The organism is Corallococcus sp. CA041A (genome assembly GCF_003612075.1).
GTDB lineage: Bacteria > Myxococcota > Myxococcia > Myxococcales > Myxococcaceae > Corallococcus > Corallococcus exiguus.
The window spans coordinates 50339-66058 of sequence record NZ_RAWF01000009.1 but is presented as its reverse complement, the minus strand read 5'-3'; the positions used below and the strand labels follow the sequence as shown (position 1 = coordinate 66058).

Below are 15720 nucleotides of genomic sequence, written 5' to 3'. Positions count from 1 at the left end.
CGGAGTGTAGAGGGGCCGGTGCGCCGGTGGCTACTGGCCCTTGAGCACCTGCAGCGCCTTGCTGGCCACCGCGTTGTCGGGCTGGGTCTCCAGCACCTTCCCCAGCCAGCGCTCCGCTTCGTTCGCGGCCTTCTGGCGGTCCTCGGGACGGCGGGCCTTCTGGGCCTCCTCGGTGTAGAGCAGGCCCAGGCGCAGGGCGAACTCGGTGTTCTCCGGGTCCTTGTCCGCCACGGCCTTCAGCTCGCGCTGCGCGGCCGCGTAGTCCCCCTGCAACTGGTACACGAGCGACAGCTTGCCGCGCGCGGCCGCCGAGTCCGGCGCCAGCGTCACGGCCACCTGGAAGGCCTCCTTCGCGGTGTCCAGGTCCCGGGCCTCCAGGCGCATGTCGCCCAGGCGGAACCAGGCCAGGTCCAGCAGCGGGTTGAGCGCCGCGGCCTTCTCGAAGGCGGTGCGCGCCGCTTCCGTGCGCTGGCGCGACAGGTACAGCTCCCCCAGGTAGAGCTGGTTCTTGCCGTCCTGGGGGGCGCGCTCGATGGCCTGCTTGAACTCGTCCACGGCGCGGCCGGCGTCATCCAGGCGCTGGTAGGCCAGCCCCAGGAGGGCGTGCACCACGGCCAGGTCCGGGTAGTCGTGGAGGATCTCCTCGAAGGCGATGAGGGCGTGCTGGGGCGCGTCCAGCTCGTGCAGGTAGCGCATGCCCTCCTCGAGCTTCGCCTCCGCCGCCTTGGGGAAGTTCTGGAACGGGTCCGCCAGCGGGTTCATCAGCGCCCGTGCGGTGGCAACCTCTGCGGGGGTAGGGCTGCCGCGCACGACGGTGCCCAGGGCCTCCACGGCGCCCGCCGTGTCGCCCGTGCGGGCCAGGGCCTTGGCCAGGGGCAGCTTCCAGCCCGCGCGCTCCGGGGCCATCTCCACGGCCTTGCGCAGCGGGCCCAGGGCGGCGGCGTACTGCTCCGACTCCAGGCGCGCCACGCCCAGGCGGTAATGGAACTCCGCGGTGGTGGGAGACAGCGCGATGGCGCGCTCGAAGGCGGCCACGGTGGGGGCACCCGCGTCCCGGGCCCGGGAGAAGAGCGTCAGGCCCAGCATGTACTGGTCCACCGCGCGCTCGTTCTTCGCGATGGCCTGGCGCAGCTCCTCCGCCCAGGCGTCCGCGCGGCCGGCCTTCACCTGGGCCTCGGTGAGGGCGCGGGCCACGTCTACGTCGTCCGGCGTGCGCGCGTGCAGCTCCCGCAGGAGCTTCCCCGCCTCATCCGGCTGGTTGCCGTCCAGGTAGGCGCGCGCCTGGGCCTGGGGAGACAGCGCGGGGGCCTGTGACTGGCCATGGCCGCAGCCGGTGGCGAGCAGCCCCAGCCCCAGGAGGGCGGCGGGCCAGCGGAGCGTGCGGAGGCGGTTCAAGGGAAGCGTCTGGGGCACGGGGAGCTCAGGAGGCCTGGGAGGTGACGGAGGAGGGAAGCTGCGCGACGCCCTCGCGGTTCGGCGCGGCGACGGCGGTGTCCGGGTCACCGCCCTTGCCGCCCAGGGAGAGGCTGTCGGCGATGATCTGTTCGCGCACTGCGCGGGCCAGGCCCTCGCGGTCGTTGTCCGCGAAGCCGCTGGTGTCGATGGGGCGGCCAATCTTCACGCGCACCGGACCCGGGGAGATGTTCCACGAGTTCTTGGGCATCACGTTGTCGGTGCCCTCGATGGTGACGGGGCAGATGGGCACGCGGGCCTTGAGCGCGAGCGCGAAGGGGCCCTTCTTGAAGGGCAGCACGCGGCCGTCCGGGGAGCGGGTGCCCTCCGGGTACAGGAAGATGCTGGTGCCCGCGCGGATCTTCCGGGCGGCTTTTTCAAGCGACGCGATGGCGGACGAACGGTCTCCGCGGTTGATGAAGACGTGGCCCGCGAGCCAGAGGTACCAGCCGATGAACGGCACGAAGCGCAGCTGCGACTTGGCGACGAAACGGAAGTCCACCGGCACGGCGAAGAAGTGGGCCGGGATGTCGAGTGTGGACATGTGGTTGCCGACGTAGATGGTGGGCCGCTTCGGGTCCACGTTCTCCCCGCCAATGACCTCCAGCTTCGCGCCACCGGCCCACAGGAGCACGGGCGACCAGATCCATCGGGCGACCCATACCGAGCGCGACGGGTTGAGCGTCACCAGCATCGCGAGGCATGCGAGGGTGAAGCAGATCGGGGACCACACCGTGACCACCAGGATGCACCACAGCTTGCGCAACATGCGTCGCCTTTCCTCCTACCGGGGGGCCTGAGCGCCGGAAGGGCCCTGGGGGTGCCGCTCACCGGTCGGGTAGCCAGGCGGCGCGGCGCGGGCGCCGGCACGGGCTCCTGGACGTGCGGAACGGGGCGGGGGCATGCACTTTATCTACCATGGCTCCCCCCGCCATTGTTTCTGGTGAATGCCGCTCGCTGGGGTTACAAGCAAGGGTGGCGTGGCCAGGAAAAAGCTCATCGCCATCGCGGGCAACATCGGAGCCGGAAAGACGGAGCTCACGTCCTTCCTGTGCCGGAAGTACGGCCTCACGCCGTCCTTCGAGCCCAATGACCAGAACCCCTATCTCGCGGATTTCTACAAGGACATGAAGACGTGGGCGTTCCGCTCACAGCTCTTCTTCCTGACGCACAAGTTCCGCCTGCACCGGGAACTGGAGCGCACGCCGGGCACCGTGCTCCAGGACCGGACCCTCTATGAGGACGCGGAAATCTTCGCCAAGAACCTCCACCGGCAGCGGCTCATCGACAAGCGCGACTGGTCCACCTACTGGGAGCTGTACCAGACCATCTCCCAGTCGCTCCGGCCGCCCGACCTGATGATCTACCTGCGCTGCCCGGTGATCACCCTGAAGGAGCGCATCCGCCTGCGCGGGCGGACCATGGAGAAGGACATCCCGACCGCCTACCTGAAGCGCCTCAACGCCCTCTACGAGGAGTGGTTCGAGGGCTATTCGCTGTCACCGGTGCTGGTGCTGGGGACGGACAAGCTGGACTACCTCACCAACCTGGTGGACCGCGTGGACCTCTTCCGACAGATAGAGAAGCACTTGTGAAGGAGGTCTACGTCCTGGCCACCGAGCAGTCCGTGCCGCCAGCCCTGGACGCGCTGCGCGCGGCGTTCGCGACGGACGAGGTGGAGTTCGTGCCGCACGAGGGCGACTGGGGCTTCACCGTGCGTGCGGACGGCTCGGAGGTGAAGGTGGTGCTCAAGCCCCTGAGCGACGGCCGTCCTCGCGTCCCCCAGGAGCTGTTCAGCGGCAGCCCGGAGGCCTTCGCGCGCGTGGAGAAGTCGCAGGCTTGCTTCGCGTTCCTCCTGGAGCCGGGCGGCGCGCAGCCCACGCTGCCCGTCTTCGAGGCGCTGTGGACCGTGCGCACGCTGATGGAGCAGGCGCCGGGCGTGCTCGTGGACCTGACGGCGTTCAAGCTGCACGAGCCCGAGGACGTGGTCGAGATCACCGAGTTGGACTTCGACATCCGCGACCACGTGCACCTGCACGCCATCGAACTGGCGGAAGGGGACACGCCGCTGTGGGTGCACTCGCACGGGATGGAGAAGTTCGGCGCGCGCGACGTGGAGATCTTCCACCTGGGCGAGGGCGACCTGCTGGCCGCGGAGAGCTTCCTCCACGAGCTGTGCACGGACCTGGCGTTCGCGCAGGGGCCGGCGCTGCGCTCGGAGGTGGCCACCAGCGAGGGCCAGAGCTTCACCCTGGTGCCGTCGGAGGAGGCCCGCGCGAACCTGCTGGGCGTGCCGCTGGATGCCTTCGATGGCCACGAGGGGCTGTTCCTCACGGTGGTGTCGCCCCTGGGCCGGCACAACACGGCGGAGCTCCTGTCGACGTACCGGGAGCGCTTCGCCAAGGAGCCGGCCGAGCAGACCCAGGCCATGCACGAGGAGGCGCAGGCGCTGTTGCCCGCGTTCCTGGCGCGCTTCCAGCGTAAGGGGTTGATGGAGCCCCTCACGTTCCTGGTGCGGGCCCCCTTCGAGACACACCCGGAGGGCGAGGTGGTGGTGGAGAACCTGTGGCTGGAGGCGGTGGCCCGGGACGAGGGCTCCGTCGTGGGCCGGCTGGTGGACGGTGCGGTGCACACCACGGAGTGGCGCAAGGGGGCCCACGTGGAGGTGGAGGAGAAGCAGATCAACGCCCTGGCCATCGCCCGAGAGGGCCGCGCGCTCAACGAGTCCGAGCTGCGCGCTCTTTTGAACGCCGAACGTCCCATGTAGCGCTGCGCGTCCAACCCGACGCGTCTTGCGGGCGCCCCGAGGGGCGCTGCTAGGCTGCCCGTCCGCATGCCGGCATTGCTGCTGCTCACAGGCCCGTCAGCGGGGCGCCGGTACGAGGTCGTCTCCCAGCTGACCCTCGGCCGCAGTCCCTCCTGCGACATCCCGCTGGAAGACGACCAGGTGTCGCGCCGCCACGCGCAGCTGTTCCTGGACACCGTCGCGGGACAGGTGCGGCTGCGCGACCTGGGCTCCACCAATGGCACGCTCCTCAACGGGCAGCGGCTGGCGCTCCAGGAAGAGGCGGTGCTGCGGCCGGGTGACCGGATGCGCGTGGGCGCCACCATCGCGGTGTACGAGCCGCCGCCGGTGTCCATCGTCGACGAGCCCTCCGGCGTGGTCGTTCCGGAGCCGGCGCACGTGCCCATCGAAGAGGTGCTGCCGCACGTGGGCGCGGCCGCGGCGATGTACTCGGCGGGGACGGCGCTGCTGGGGGCCACCAGCGAGGCCATGGTGCTGCGGCGGCTATCGGAGGAGATGGCGCACGCGCTCAACGCGGACCGCGCCGCGGCGCTGCTGAGTGGGCCGGAGGGGCTTCGCACGGCGGCGGTGTCCGGCGCGGCGTCCGTGGAGGTTCCTCGCGCGCTGGTTCAGGCGGCGCTGGAGCGCAAGGAATTGGGGCGGACGGACACGGCGCTGTGCTCGCCGCTGGTGGCTTCGGGCGGGATGCCCTTTGGCGTGCTGTACGTGGAGCGCGAGGCGTCGCCGTTCACCGAGGGCGAGGGCCAGTTGCTCGCGTCGCTGGGGCGGCTGGGCGGCGAGGCCTACACGGCGGTGCGCTCTCGCGGCGAGGCGGAGGCCGCGGAGACGCCGTGGGTGACGCCGCTGGGGACGTCGCGGGCGTTCCGGGGCGTGGTGGAGGAGGCTCGGCGGGCGGCGGGCAGTGCCGCCCCGGTGGTGCTGCATGGCGAGCCGGGCACGGGCAAGGCGCTGCTGGCGCACTTCCTCCATGGGAAGTCCCCTCGTGCGCTGGGGCCGTGGGTGACGGTGGAGTGCCGGCAGTCCCTGGAGGCGGTGGAGGTGGCGCTCTTCGGCCGAGCGGGTGCGCCCGGCCAGCCTCCGGTGACGTCCGCGGTGCTACGCGCGGACGCGGGCACGCTGCTCTTGCGCCACGTGGAGGCGCTTCCCCGGCCGGCGGCGGAGCGCCTGGCGCGGATGCTGGCCCGGCGCGCGGCTCCGGCGCGGCAGGGCGGAGAGGAGCCCGTGGACGTGCGCATCGTCGCCACCAGTGGCTCGCCGGTGTCGCGGCTCGCGTCCCGGGGAGAGTTCGACGCGGCGCTGGCCCGGGGGCTTACGGGCTTCGAGCTGGAGGTCCCGCCCCTTCGCGAGCGGCGGGGGGACGTGCCGGTGCTGCTGGAGCACTTCGCGCTGCGCGGTGCCCGGCAGGGCGGGCGGGAAGCGCCGGTGCTGGGACCCGAGGCCCGGCGTCTGCTGGCGGAGTATCCGTGGCCGCAGAACGTGCGCGAGTTGGAGTTGGTCGCGGAGCGGCTGGGACGCGTGTACGCGGCGGGCCATGTGGGCATCCCGCAGCTGCCTCCGGAGGTGCGCGAGGGCGCGGTGGGGCAGGCGCCTCGCACGTTGCAGGAGCAGGTGGCCCGTCTGGAGCGCGACGCCATCGCGGAGGCGCTTCGCGAGTCCGGATGGAAGAAGGTCCGCGCGGCGGAGTTGCTGGGCATCAGCCGGCCCACACTCGACCGGAAGATGGAGGAGTACGGGCTGACGCTGGAGCGGGGGACTCGCGGCTGAGCGCGGTCAGGCCTTGGTGATGGTGCTGTCCTTGCGGCGGCTGATCAACACGCCCGTGAGGATGAGCGCCGCGCCGAGCATCTGGAACAGGGTGGGGCGTTCACCGCGGACGACCCAGGCGGTGAGGGCGGCGACCACGGGGATGCCGGTGCCGTAGAGCGTCGTGCGGTTGGTGCCCACCTGCTGCACGCTGCGGAACCACACGAAGTACGCGAGCACCAGCGGCACCAGCGCCGAGTACACAAGCGCCACCCAGCCCGCGGCACTCACTCGCGACGCGTCCATCGCGACGACCTGGGACGCGCCGGCCAGCACGACCCCAGGGGCGCCCGTGAGCATGGTGATGGCGGTGACGCGCAGCGCGGAGATGCCTTCTCCCACGGCGCGTGTGCCCACCGTGTAGATGGACCAGCACAGCGAGCTGCCGACAATCAGCGCATCACCTGTCCATGTCTCCGCGCCCAGGTTCGGGCCTCGCGCGCCCACGACGAGCAGCGTGCCCACCACCGCGAGCGAGAGCCCCGCGACGACGGGGCGTCGCAGCCGTTCGATGCCCAGCGCCGCGCCAAGCGCCGCCGTCACCACCGGGCTCACCGCAGTGAGCATGCCGCTGTTGGCCGCCGTGGTGCGCGAGAGGCCTTCGATGAAGCACAGCTGGTACAGCGTGTTGCCCACGAACCCCAGCGCGGTGAGCCGCAGGAACGTCTTCCACGGCATCGGCTTGTGGCCTTCCACCGCCAGCAACACGAGCCCCATCGCGAGCGCGGCGAGCCCGAAGCGCAGCGACATGAAGGCCCGCGCCGGCATGCCCTCCAGCGCGTCCTTCACCAGGGTGTAGTTCGTCCCCCAGACGACCACGACGGCGATCATCGCCAGGTCGGAGGCGGAGAGGAGACGGGCAGGCGCTGCGACCGCGGGCGACGAGGTGCTCACGGCGGCGGGGCATAGGGCGGCGCGAGTCCAGATGCAACCGACGGGGCTGCAACGAACACCCGCGTCCGCGCGCTTCCCTGTCAGGTGACACGCACGCGCGGTGCTCCGGGCCGGGTGTGGCGATGTCACGCCGACGTTTCCCCACGCCCGTGCTTGTCCGTCCGCCCCGGCCGTGGCGTAAATGCCCGCCCATGGACTTCCGCTATTCGGACGAGGTGCGGCGCGCGAAGGACTCCGGGCAGCCGCTGGTGGCACTGGAGACGAGCGTTGTCGCGCAGGGCCTTCCGTACCCTGACAACCTGGCTGCCGCTCGCGCGTGCGAGGAGGCCATCCGCCGCGCCGGCGCCGTGCCCGCGCCCATCGCGCTCGTGGACGGCGAGGTGTGGATTGGCCTGGAGGACGCCACGCTGCGCCGCCTGGCCGAGGGAAAGGAGAAGCTCCTCAAGGTGGGTTCGCGTGACCTTGCCGTGGCGGTGGCCACCCGGGCCAGCGGCGGCACGACCGTGAGCGCCACGTGTGAGCTGGCCGCGGCGGCGGGCATCCGCGTCTTCTCCACCGGTGGCATCGGCGGCGTGCACCGGGGCGCTTCCGAGCACTGGGACATCTCGCAGGACATCGCGGCCTTGTCTCGCTACCCCGTCGCCGTGGTGTGCGCGGGGGCCAAGTCCGTGTTGGACCTGCCCAAGACGATGGAGCTGTTGGAGACCGCGGGCGTGCCCGTCATCGGCGTGGGCACGAACGAGCTGCCGTCCTTCTACAGCCGCGAGTCCGGCCTCTCCCTGGAGCACCGCGCGGACGACGCGGAGGCCGCCGCGCGCATCGCTCACGCTCGCTTCGAGATGCTGGGGCAGGGCGGCGTGCTCTACACCGTGCCGCCTCCGGTGGAGGCCGCGCTGCCTCGCAACGACGTGGAGCTGCACATCGCGTCGGCGCTGGCGGACGCGGACCGGCAGGGCGTGCGCGGCAAGGCCGTGACGCCGTTCCTCCTGGGCGAGATGGCGAAGCGTACCGGGGGCAAGACCCTCAAGACGAACCTGGCGCTCCTGGAGAACAACGCGCGCTTCGCGGGGGCGCTGGCCGTGGCCTACGCCCGTCTCTCGAAGCGCTGAACGCCGCGCGGAATCAGGCCGTGCGGTGCTGGAACCAGGACATCAGGTCCTCCAGCGCCGCGCGGTCCACGTCGTCGAAGGTGTTCTTGTGCTCGGAGTCGATGTCGAGCACGGCGAGCAGCTCGCGGTTGCGCCCGTACACCGGCACCACGATTTCCGACGCGGAGCGGCCGTCGCAGGTGATGTGGCCCGGGAAGGCGTGCACGTCCGGCACCACCACCGTCTCGCCCTTCGCCGCGGACGTGCCGCACACGCCCTTGCCGAAGGTGATCTCCAGGCACCCGAGCGTCCCCTGGTAGGGGCCCACGCGCAGCAGCTTCCCGGGCGTCACCACCCGGTAGAAGCCCGTCCACAGGTGGCCGAAGGCGTTGTGCAGCAGGCTGCTCATCGTCGCCATCGCGCAGATGTCGTCATCCACGCCTTCGAGGATGGCGAGCGCGTGGGTCTTCAGCTCGGCGTATGCCTCGGTCTTGGGCTGACCGCGCAGATCCAGGGTGACTTCGGCCATGATGGGTCCTCTGTCAGGAATTCAGTCTCGCCCCTTCTAACAACCCTCGTGCCGGCTGGCACTGGAGGTCGTGTGGAACCGCTCGTCCTGGATTCGAAAACCCGCCTGCTCGTGCTCACCGGTGCCGGAGTCTCCGCGGAGAGCGGGGTGCCCACCTTCCGGGGCATGAACGGGCTGTGGGAGAACCACCCCGTGGAGGCGGTGGCGTCCCCGCAGGGCTTCGAGGCGAACCCCGCGCTTGTCTGGCGTTTCTACTCGCAGCGCCGGACGGGGGCGGCGGACGTGAAGCCCAACCCGGGCCACGACGCGCTGGTGCGCTGGGAGCAGCACCTGGGTGACCGCTTCCTCCTGGCCACGCAGAACGTGGACGGCCTGCACACCAAGGCGGGCAGCCAGCGCGTGGTGGACATGCACGGCAACCTCTTCCGCACGAAGTGCGCGGACTGCCAGCGTGCGCCCTTCGCCGACACCTCCGTGCACCCGTCGGGCACGGTGCCGAAGTGCGACGGCTGCGGGGGCCGGCTGCGGCCGGACATCGTCTGGTTCGGGGAGATGCTGGACCCCAAGGACCTGGCGCGCATTGGCGAGTTCATCACGCGCAACGACGGCACGCGGCTGGTGTTCCTGGCCGCGGGCACGTCCGGCGCGGTGTGGCCCGCGGCGGGCATCGTGGACGAGGTGCGCTCCGTGCGCGGGGACACGTGGCTCGTGAACTACGAGTCCGCCGCGAACACGGAGCGCTTCCACCACTTCGTCCAGGGACAGAGCGGACAGGTGCTGCCCACCCTGGCGAAGCTCGCCTGAGGGCCCGGGCTTACGGTCCCCGGAGGACCGTGAGCCCCTTGTCGGTGAGGACGAGCAGCATGCTCGGCGTCACGGTGGGCTCGTAGACCATCTGCAGCACGCGCTGGCCGGACACGTCTCGCACCTGGGCCAGCGTGGTGCCATCCGCTTCCAGCCGCCAGAGGCCGGCGCCGTCCGTGCCGATGTAGAGCGCGCCGTCGTCCGTCGCCTTGAGCGAGCGGATGCGGTTGGTCGGCAGCCCCGCCAGCTTCGACCAGCTTCCCGTGGAGCGGTTCTTCGGCGTCATCGCCCAGACGCCGTACTGCTCGCTGCCCAGATAGTAGCGGCCCGAGCGGACCTGCTCGAAGGCGCGCCAGTAGTCGTCGGTGGCCTGACCGTTGAGCGCGTCGTTGTAGCTCTTGAACGACCAGGGCGTGGGGCCTTCCCAGGTCTGCTCGCGGTCCCAATCCTCCAGCTTGGGGCTGGGCACGAGCACGCCGACCATCTGCTCGTTGGCGACGAGCACGTCACCGTTCTGCCCGATGCCCAGGCCGTGCATGTAGGGGCACTGCAGCGAGCCCCATTCCGAGCCGTCCTCGAAGAGGTACCAGCCCGGGTGGCGGTGGCTGTTGTAGGTGAGCCCCTGGACGCGCGTCACGCCGTGGTTGGTGGTGATGTAGAGGTCGCCGCGGTCGCGGCCACGAGTCACGCGAGCGCAGTTGAGGACGGAGCGGTCCTCCTCGTAGTGGAAGTCATTGGTGTTGTGGATGCCCGCCTCGCGGCCCGCGTTCGACGCGCCGGTGGTGCGCCAGAGATGCTCCTCGAGTTTGACGCTGCCGTCAGTCTGGAGGCGGACCGCGTCGAGGTCTCCCTTCCGGTACTCGGCGAAGCGTTCGGCGGAGTAGCCCGCCTCGCCCCTCCAGGGGATGTACGTGCGTTGCTCGATGCCTTCGGCACGCTTCATCTCGTTGGCGGAATAGCCCACGTATGCGCGTCCGGCTTCACCGCCGCAGATGACGGTGGAGCCCGTCGCGAGCGTGTCCGGGCCGAACGGCTCCGCCGCCTGCCCGACGTTTGAACTCCACGTCGGCCGGGTGTCGCCCGGGCGCAGCACTCCGATGCGGCGGCCGTCGAGGAGCCAGAGGTTGAGGCCTTCATCAACGCCGACGCTCTGGGGAGTGCCGGCGCCGAACGAGCGCGTGTAGTCGAGCACCGCGTCCGTGGGCCAGGGCCCTGCGTCGGGCGTCTCGCCGGTGCCGGCATCGGGATCCGGCGGCGTCCCCGCGTCGGGAGTTTCGCCGGCATCGGGTGTCCCGCCATCTTCATCCGGAGGGGGCGTGCCGGCGTCCGGAAGGGAACCCGGAGGGGGGAGCGAGGGAACTTCGTTTCCATCGGACGGATCCGTGACGGGCCCCTCCTGCGGATCGATTGTCGGGGATTGGTCGCTGCAACCCACCGATAGCAAAGACATGAACACCAACCCCGCCCCCACCACGCCTGCGCGAATACCCATTCCGTGTCTTCCTCCATGAGGGCTTCATGGCAAGACACGGGCCAGCGTGTGTCGCGAGCTTGCTGCCCGCTAAAGGCCTACTCGTCGCGTCCCGCGCGATGCCCGACGAAGAGTCTGCGCGTGTCGATTTGCGCGAGGCACCGTGCGCCGCTCGCGGAGCACGCGACAGGTTCGAGGCCCGCCGCGTCACAGAAAGGGCGCTGCTCCCGGGTTCTCAGGTCAAGCACGGCAAGGGCCGCCCCTGTCTCCGCGTGCCTTGGTTCACGTGCGTGCTCGTCGACCACGACGACAGCATCCGGTCCGGCCCAGAGCATCGGCAGTTCATACGATGAATAGAGACCGTCAACGCCAAGGGGCGGCTGCATCGCGTTTCGCATCCACTCCCTGAAATCACCTGGCGACTCCGTCCGGGCCTCGCCTTCAATCATCACGACGGTGGGCTCACCTTCCCGTTCCGCACGAACGCCGAGCACCTCGCCCGCGAAGAACAGTCGTGTGAAGCCGAAGGTCAGGTGCTCGTCGCTGTGGAGCACCTCGCGTACTGCGCCCGTGTCTACGTCGATGACGACAATGACCGAGCGGTCCTCCTGTCCGTAGCCCTGGGAATTTCCATTGCTGACCATGGGGGTGGCGAGCGCAAGTGCGAACTGTCGCGCAGTACCGGCGATGGCGGTGCAAAGCCCTGGCAACTCGAAGATGCCGCGACCTTCAATCGCAACTGCTGAACGTCCCCGCCGCCACCATGCCGTGATGAGCCGCTCGCCCGCGAATGCGCCCACTGCATGCGTTGTCGGTTCATCGAACACGCGGTCGAAGTCTCGGTACACCGCGTTGTTGTTCGCACGCGCACCCACGAGGGCGCGGGTGAGTCGTGCGACAAGGTGTCGTCGCTGATGGGGACTGCGCTCCTCGATCTCCGCGCTACCAAGGCCGCGCGAGGCGTGCAGAAGGAACTCGCTTCCTCCGTCGTCGCCGAGAGAAATCAGCTCCGTCTCGACGCCTGCGCGCTGGGTGTACTCGCTCGGAGGCGCACGTACGCAGAACAAGGAGCGTGGCACGCCGGGTTCAAGCGCCACAGGAACCTCAAGCCAGCGAGCGACCTTATCAACGAACGCGGCGCCCAACGCTGAGGTGGCCGCCTCAATGCTGCCGCTGGTGAGCCATACGCCCTCATCGAGCACGTAGCGCGTGCCGAGTGGATGCTCCTCCACCGAGAGCTTCACCCGGAGCGGAGGCTTCTTTTCGAGCGCGTGGCGCATGAATGACAGTACGCGTGCTGACGGGATCTCTTCGCCGTCGACGAGCTTCAGCGAAACATCGACCCAGCGCTGTCCGGCGAGCTTTTCGATCAACTCGTCAAAGCCATCGGAGAGGAAGTGCTCAAGTGCTTCCTGAACGGAAGGTGGAATGCCAGGGCCCTCAATCCTGGGCTCAAGACGCTGCTCCTCGATTTCGACGCCGTGGAATCTTGCACCGTCCATCGAGTATCCGGACAGCACGACTTCGCCCGTCGGCGCAGCCTGAACGATCACCATCGCCGTGCCGTCATACAGAGAGACGTGCAGGGCTTCGCACCCGAGCCTGCGCGCGATGACACCCAGCCTGTGCTCGCCCGAGGCACCGGGTTCCGCGAGCAGTTCCAACGGAGCCGTCTTGACGACGGACCAGCCTCCAAGGCCGGCCCCGAGCGCGAGGGACCACCGGTCGGAGGTAGCGCCGGTTCCGTACTCCATCCGGTCCCATGTCTCGCGCTTGCGCCGCACATAGGGCACCGCCACAAGCCCTTCCGTCAGGCAGATATCTCGGATGACACGTCCCAGCGCGTCGAGATCGTTCGTCCGGAAGAGCGTCACCTGTCCCCATTCACTCATGGGGCGCCGTATATCGGAAACAGGGGACTCAATCGGCGCCTTCAGGCCTGCCTCATGCCGTGAAGGCACGCAATAACCCGTACGGGTAATGGTTCGGCGGAGCCCGGGCAGGCTACTTCCCGCGGAGGGCCTTCCCCGTGAACTCAAGCTCTCGCGCTCAGAACCCACGCTGGTCCATTGAAGACGACCGGCTGTGCATCGCGTTGACCGCTCTTGCCCCGGAGCTGTCCTCCCGCGTCCAGCTTCGCTGGGACGAGTGGAGGTCGAAAGGGTGGGGTGACCCGCAACGTCTGTGCTTCTCCCGGGAGCAATGGCTTGCATTGGGGCGCCCGAGCGATGGGGGCGCGGACGACGAGGAGCGCGGGTGTCTGCGCGAGGAATGGGTCTCCTTGCAGCATCTGCTGATGGATCTGCTTGGACTTGAGACACAGTCCATTCGCTGGGACGTCGTGGGCATTCCCGGTGGCGCGAGGGCTCAGTACAAGGTCCGGGTCGACGATGAGCCTGTCCTCGTGACGGGGAGTGTCTTCCCCTGGGTGATGACCCCTCAGGAGGGAGCGCCTCTCCCTCTGACGCCCACTGCCGCCTGGGCTTGCTCCGAAGCGCGCAGCGCGACCCATGCATCCGCGCAGGAGCAACTGGCGGTGGTCATCCGGCTGCGGGGCCTGCTGGAGGACGTCACCGGGCTGCTCGGGAACCGGATCCAGTTCAGCCCCTCTGGTTTTCTGAAGACCTTCGAGCCTCGCCCAGTGGCCCGGCTGGGATTGCGCTGGGAGTCCGATCCCGAAGCCACGGAGCTCGTCTCCTTGCAGCCCTTCGCTGTCTTCGAGGATGGAACCCAGGCCTCGTTTCCTCTCGCCTCGGTGCGGCCTGGAGGCATCGCGGGGAACGACAGCCGGCGACCCTTGCTGCTTCCTGAAGGCACCGATGAGGTCCTGGCGCGGACCCGGCCCCTGCAGAAGCGATTGTCCGTCGATGTGACGCGGGAGATGCACGACCCCTCGCTCCTGATTCCGGAGGGGCGGAACCTCGATTCCAGCCTGGACCTCTCGCAGTACTCACCCCGGGTCGCGGGGTTCGAAGTCCTGCGCGGGCGACAGCCCGGAGAGGGGCGTGAAGCGACGGGGCTCGACTGGTTCGAGCCGACCACCGCGCCTGAAGGCTTCGCGGTGACCCTCCACGTCGATGAGGAGCTTCTGCGGATCCAGTTGAACTCGCGCGAGGAGGCGCTGGAAGTCCTCCAGAAGAACGATGCCGCGCTGGCGGAGAAGAGTCCCAGCTCGCTGACGGTAGGGGGACAGCAACTGGTGCCGAGCGAAGCACTGGGCCGCCAGCTCCGGATCGCGCTCAACCTGTTGGAGCCCTCTTCGGAAGAGGGTGACGGCACGGAGGTGGCTGTTGGCGCGACTCGGCCCGGAGGCAAGGTTGGCGCCATCGTTCGGGACGTGGCGACTCCCGCGGAAGGTGGGAAGCGGTCACCCGAGCCGCCTCCCGTTCCCTGGGAGCAGTTGCGCGGTGCCTTCCAGGCTGGAGTGGCCCTCAAGCCGCATCAGGAAGAGGGCCTGGCGTGGCTGTGGCGGCACGCCCAGATGGGGTCCCCTGGCGTCCTGCTCGCGGACGACATGGGATTGGGCAAGACCCTGCAGGTCGCGTGCTTCATGACCTTGAGGCTGCTTACGGCGGGGGGAATGGAGCGGCCCCAGCTCGTGGTCTGCCCGACCATCCTGCTCGACAACTGGAAGCAGGAACTCGCCCGCTTCTTCCAGGAGGACCTCTGGCGGACGCCCTTCATCCTTCATGGGGCGGAACTCCGGGCCATCAAGCGCGGGGACGGGCTCAACACCGAGTTCCTCGCGCAGCAGCGGTTGATCCTCACCAACTACGAAACGCTGGGGGCCTACCAGCGCTCGTTGTTGAAGGTGGATTTCGACGTTGTCGTCTTCGACGAGGCGCACAACCTCAAGAACCCGGACACGTTGCGTTCGCGCGCCGCCAGGGCGCTCAAGCGCTCCTTCGCCGTCGCGCTCACGGGCACGCCGGTCGAAAACGAGTTGTTCGATGTCTGGGCCATCTACGATGCGATCCAGAGCCGTGCGCCAAGGGTCTTCGGTCCGCGTACCTCCTTCCGTGAGGAACACGGCGGCGAGCAGGGGGCCGCCACGCTCCGGACCCGGTTGCGGTACCCGTCCAACGACAGCACCCTCATGCGCCGCGAGAAGGCGGATGCCCTCAAGGACCTTCCGGAGAAGCGCTACCAGCGTCATGCCGTCGAGATGACGGCGCTTCAGGAAGAGCAGGAGCGGCTCATCGCCCGGCAGGCTTCGAAGCGCGGAGCATTCTGGGCACTCGCGGCGCTCCAGAAGCTCTACCAGCACCCCGCGCTGTTGACGGACGCGCGGGGGATGAACGCGGCGACCGCGCTCCGGGAGAGTCCGAAGACGCGCCTCTGCCTGGACCTGCTGGAACAGGTGGCGGGGAGGGCGAGCAACGGGAGCGCGGAGAAGGCCCTCGTGTTCGTCCTCTCCCGCGCCATGCAAGAGCTCCTGTCGGGACTCATCAAAGAGCGGTTCCGGCTGACGTCCGTCCCCATCATCAATGGAGAGCCGGAGAACCGCCGCGTGGCGCTGGAGTCCATCCAGACGTTCTCGCAAGCCAGGGGGTTCCAGGTCCTTCTCTTGAGTCCTCTTGCCGCGGGCGCGGGGCTCAACATCGTCGCCGCGAACCACGTCATTCATTACGGGCGCTGGTGGAATCCCGCCAAGGAGGACCAGGCCACGGACCGGGCCCACCGCATCGGTCAGTTCCGGCCCGTCCACGTCTACTACCCGCTGCTGCACCGGCAGGGCCGCGCGGAAGCGGGGTTCGACATGCGGCTCCACGAACTCGTCGAGCGCAAGCGCTCGCTGGCCCGCGACTTCCTGGCGCCTGCTCCAGAAGAGGCCCAGCAACTCGCGGGCGTGTTTCAAGAGGGGGAGGGCTGA

12 protein-coding genes are annotated in these 15720 nt (G+C 69.4%); 6 read left to right on the top strand and 6 right to left on the bottom strand.

From position 1 onward, the window contains the following. Nucleotides 1-30: 30 nt before the first annotated feature. Nucleotides 31-1395 carry a lipopolysaccharide assembly protein LapB gene (locus tag D7V77_RS03065; RefSeq protein ID WP_217279238.1) on the bottom strand — a complete coding sequence of 455 codons (1365 nt, stop codon included), beginning with the start codon at nt 1393-1395 and terminating at the stop codon, nt 31-33. A gap of 25 nt (nt 1396-1420) precedes the next feature. Beyond that, entirely contained in the window at nt 1421-2218 is a 798-nt protein-coding gene (locus tag D7V77_RS03060; RefSeq protein WP_120574794.1) for a 1-acyl-sn-glycerol-3-phosphate acyltransferase, read from the bottom strand. Nucleotides 2219-2432: 214 nt separating this feature from the next. On the opposite strand from D7V77_RS03060, the gene D7V77_RS03055 reads away from it, so the two are divergent. The 3 genes from D7V77_RS03055 (at nt 2433) to D7V77_RS03045 (ending at nt 6022) form a co-directional block, all read left to right on the top strand. Next, nucleotides 2433-3047 carry a deoxynucleoside kinase gene (locus tag D7V77_RS03055; RefSeq protein ID WP_120574778.1) on the top strand — a complete coding sequence of 205 codons (615 nt, stop codon included), beginning with the start codon at nt 2433-2435 and terminating at the stop codon, nt 3045-3047. Further along, complete coding sequence (locus D7V77_RS03050) at nt 3044-4219, top strand: DUF2314 domain-containing protein (RefSeq protein ID WP_120574777.1); 1176 nt, start codon at nt 3044-3046, stop codon at nt 4217-4219. Before D7V77_RS03055 ends, D7V77_RS03050 begins: the two co-directional genes overlap by 4 nt. 66 nt (nt 4220-4285) lie before the next feature. Then, nucleotides 4286-6022 (top strand): FHA domain-containing protein, encoded by a 1737-nt coding sequence (locus D7V77_RS03045; protein WP_120574776.1) that lies wholly within the window; start codon nt 4286-4288, stop codon nt 6020-6022. A gap of 6 nt (nt 6023-6028) precedes the next feature. Here D7V77_RS03045 and D7V77_RS03040 read toward each other — a convergent pair whose 3' ends face one another. After that, complete coding sequence (locus D7V77_RS03040) at nt 6029-6955, bottom strand: DMT family transporter (protein ID WP_120574775.1); 927 nt, start codon at nt 6953-6955, stop codon at nt 6029-6031. 191 nt (nt 6956-7146) lie between these two features. On the opposite strand from D7V77_RS03040, the gene D7V77_RS03035 reads away from it, so the two are divergent. Continuing rightward, entirely contained in the window at nt 7147-8064 is a 918-nt protein-coding gene (locus D7V77_RS03035; protein ID WP_120574774.1) for a pseudouridine-5'-phosphate glycosidase, read from the top strand. Nucleotides 8065-8077: 13 nt separating this feature from the next. Here D7V77_RS03035 and D7V77_RS03030 read toward each other — a convergent pair whose 3' ends face one another. After that, nucleotides 8078-8572, bottom strand: coding sequence for a GAF domain-containing protein (locus D7V77_RS03030; RefSeq protein WP_120574773.1), 495 nt, complete (start codon nt 8570-8572; stop codon nt 8078-8080). A gap of 72 nt (nt 8573-8644) precedes the next feature. Here D7V77_RS03030 and D7V77_RS03025 point away from each other — a divergent pair, with 72 nt between their 5' ends. Beyond that, a complete protein-coding gene (locus D7V77_RS03025) occupies nt 8645-9376 on the top strand; it encodes an NAD-dependent deacylase (protein WP_120574772.1) in 732 nt (243 codons plus the stop codon). Nucleotides 9377-9386: 10 nt separating this feature from the next. Here the strand turns inward: D7V77_RS03025 and D7V77_RS03020 are convergent, their stop codons facing one another. Next, on the bottom strand, nt 9387-10868 hold the full coding sequence (locus tag D7V77_RS03020; protein WP_120574771.1) for a hypothetical protein: 1482 nt from the start codon (nt 10866-10868) through the stop codon (nt 9387-9389). A gap of 77 nt (nt 10869-10945) precedes the next feature. Beyond that, the gene (locus tag D7V77_RS03015; RefSeq protein ID WP_120574770.1) at nt 10946-12739 is read right to left on the bottom strand and encodes a hypothetical protein; all 1794 of its coding nucleotides are present in this window, start codon (nt 12737-12739) and stop codon (nt 10946-10948) included. Between the two features lie 644 nt (nt 12740-13383). On the opposite strand from D7V77_RS03015, the gene D7V77_RS03010 reads away from it, so the two are divergent. Further along, nucleotides 13384-15720 carry a DEAD/DEAH box helicase gene (locus D7V77_RS03010; RefSeq protein ID WP_233596656.1) on the top strand — a complete coding sequence of 779 codons (2337 nt, stop codon included), beginning with the start codon at nt 13384-13386 and terminating at the stop codon, nt 15718-15720.

Bases quoted from the DNA above. Each gene is read 5' to 3' on its own strand.
- D7V77_RS03045 (WP_120574776.1), top strand. From the start codon at position 4,286: ATGCCGGCATTGCTGCTGCTCACAGGCCCGTCAGCGGGGCGCCGGTAC.
- D7V77_RS03035 (WP_120574774.1), top strand. From the start codon at position 7,147: ATGGACTTCCGCTATTCGGACGAGGTGCGGCGCGCGAAGGACTCCGGG.
- D7V77_RS03030 (WP_120574773.1), bottom strand. From the start codon at position 8,572: ATGGCCGAAGTCACCCTGGATCTGCGCGGTCAGCCCAAGACCGAGGCA.
- D7V77_RS03020 (WP_120574771.1), bottom strand. From the start codon at position 10,868: ATGGGTATTCGCGCAGGCGTGGTGGGGGCGGGGTTGGTGTTCATGTCT.
- D7V77_RS03015 (WP_120574770.1), bottom strand. From the start codon at position 12,739: ATGAGTGAATGGGGACAGGTGACGCTCTTCCGGACGAACGATCTCGAC.